The sequence below is a fragment of the Inquilinus sp. genome, from assembly GCF_057815775.1.
The window spans coordinates 1-1,753 of the sequence record NZ_JBYRFX010000494.1 but is presented as its reverse complement, the minus strand read 5'-3'; the positions used below and the strand labels follow the sequence as shown (position 1 = coordinate 1,753).

Here is a 1,753-nt window from a genome sequence, read left to right as displayed (position 1 = left end):
CCTTGGCCTCGGCGCTGTTCATCGCCGCCTTCAGCTTGCCGCCGGTGGTGTCGAAATCCTTGCCGCCATAATTGGTCAGGCCGGACAGGTAGCCGGGATGGATCGTCGCCCAGCTGCGGCTGCCGCGGACGCCGACGCCGTAGAAGCCCTGGTTCAGCGCGCTCAGCTTGCCGGCCTGGTCGACCATCTCCGGCAGGTCTTTCGGCGGCTTCATGCCGGCGGCGTCGAAGATCCGCTTGTTGTAGGCGACGCTGTTCAGCTCGAAGCCCCAGGGCACGGCCCATTGCTTGGCGCCGTCGCCGCCCAGCGGCTGGCCCGGCACGCCCGACCAGGCGGTGGAGGCGCGCAGGCCCGGCAGCACATCGTCCCAATTGTAGGCGGCGGCCGTCAGCGCGGGGTTCTTGATGTACTGGTTCATGTCGACCAGCCAGCCGGCCGGGCCGTATTGCCAGGTCTGGTAAGCGCCGGTCATGAACACGTCGTATTGCGGCGACTTGCTCGACAGGGTGGCGGTGACCTTGTCGAAATAGACATCCTCCGGGAACACGTCGTAGCTGACGTCCAGCCCGGTCAGCGCCTTGAAGTTGTCGAGGTTGGCGATCATCGCATCCGTGTAGGGATGCTTGTTCAGCAGCAGGCTGATCTTCTTGCCGGCGAACTTCTTGAAGTCGGGGCCGTCGGCGGCCAGGGCCCGGGTCCCGGCCTGGTTCAGCATGAATCCGGCCGTCGCGGCACCGATGCCGAGCTTGGCGGCACCGGTCATCAACTCCCGCCGTGACAGGCGGCCGGCGATATGGGCGTCAAAGAGATCGGTCGTGCGTTTCATCACTGGTTCCTCCCTCGATGTTTCTGGTTGTCAGCTGGTCTCGCGTTGACCCTGCCGTTGCGGTGGCCGGGCCCCGCGGCGCGCGGCCATCGCCACCGCCGCGGATTCGTCGATGATCAGGTCGGTCACCACCCCGCTCATCAGCGCGGCGGTGATGGCGTCGGCCTTGACCGCGCCGCCGGCGATGGCGACGACTTTCCGCCCACGCAGGTCGTCCAGCCCGACGCTCAGGGCGCGGTCGTTGACCTCGGAGGCGACGCGGTGGCCGCCCCCGTCCAGGAACTGCCCTGCCAGGTCGCCGACCGCGCCGGCCGCACGCAGGTCGTCATAGTCGGCCCGGGTCAGCACCCCGGTCTGCAGCATGTGGGCTTGGCGTCCCAGTTCGCCGACGCCGACCAGGCACAGGGTGGATTGGTGGGCCAGGGCCAGCACCGCCTGGACGCTCTTCTGCGACAGCATCACCGCCTTGTCGCCCAGGCTGTCGGCGGCCATCGGCACCGGCATGAAATAGCCCTCGCCGCCAGTCTTGTCGGCCAGGCGCTGCACCACGTCGAACGGGTTGGCGGAGGATTTGCGGGTCAGGCTGCCCAGCAGCGAGACGAACTTCGTGTCGGGCGCCGCGATCCGGGGCAGGCGGTTGACCAGGGCGGCCAGGGTGCGGCCGTGGCTGACGCCGATGACCTTGGCGCCGGAGGTCTCGAGATAGCGGGAGAGATAGGCGGCGCCCTCGGCCCCCAGGGCCTCGAAGGGCTGGTCGTCCACGTCGATCGCCGGGACCACGCGGCAGAAGCCGAGACCGAAGCGGTCGATCAGCCCGTCCTCCAGCTTCAGGCATTCGGCCGGGCGGCCGGCGATGTGGACGCTGACCAGCCCGAGCTCCTCGGCCAGCGAGATGAGGCGGTGGACCTTGACCCGCGACACGCCCAG

Annotated in this window: 2 protein-coding genes; both read right to left on the bottom strand. The window is 68.7% G+C overall.

Annotation, left to right across the window (positions count from 1 at the left end; genetic code table 11):
• Nucleotides 1–826 (bottom strand): ABC transporter substrate-binding protein (locus AC3XYG_RS17515; protein ID WP_489141134.1); only part of this gene is annotated, 826 nt, incomplete at its 3' end.
• 30 nt (nt 827–856) lie between these two features.
• Nucleotides 857–1,753, bottom strand: an 897-nt coding sequence (locus AC3XYG_RS17510; RefSeq protein ID WP_489141133.1) for a sugar-binding transcriptional regulator, incomplete at its 5' end; no start/stop codon positions are given.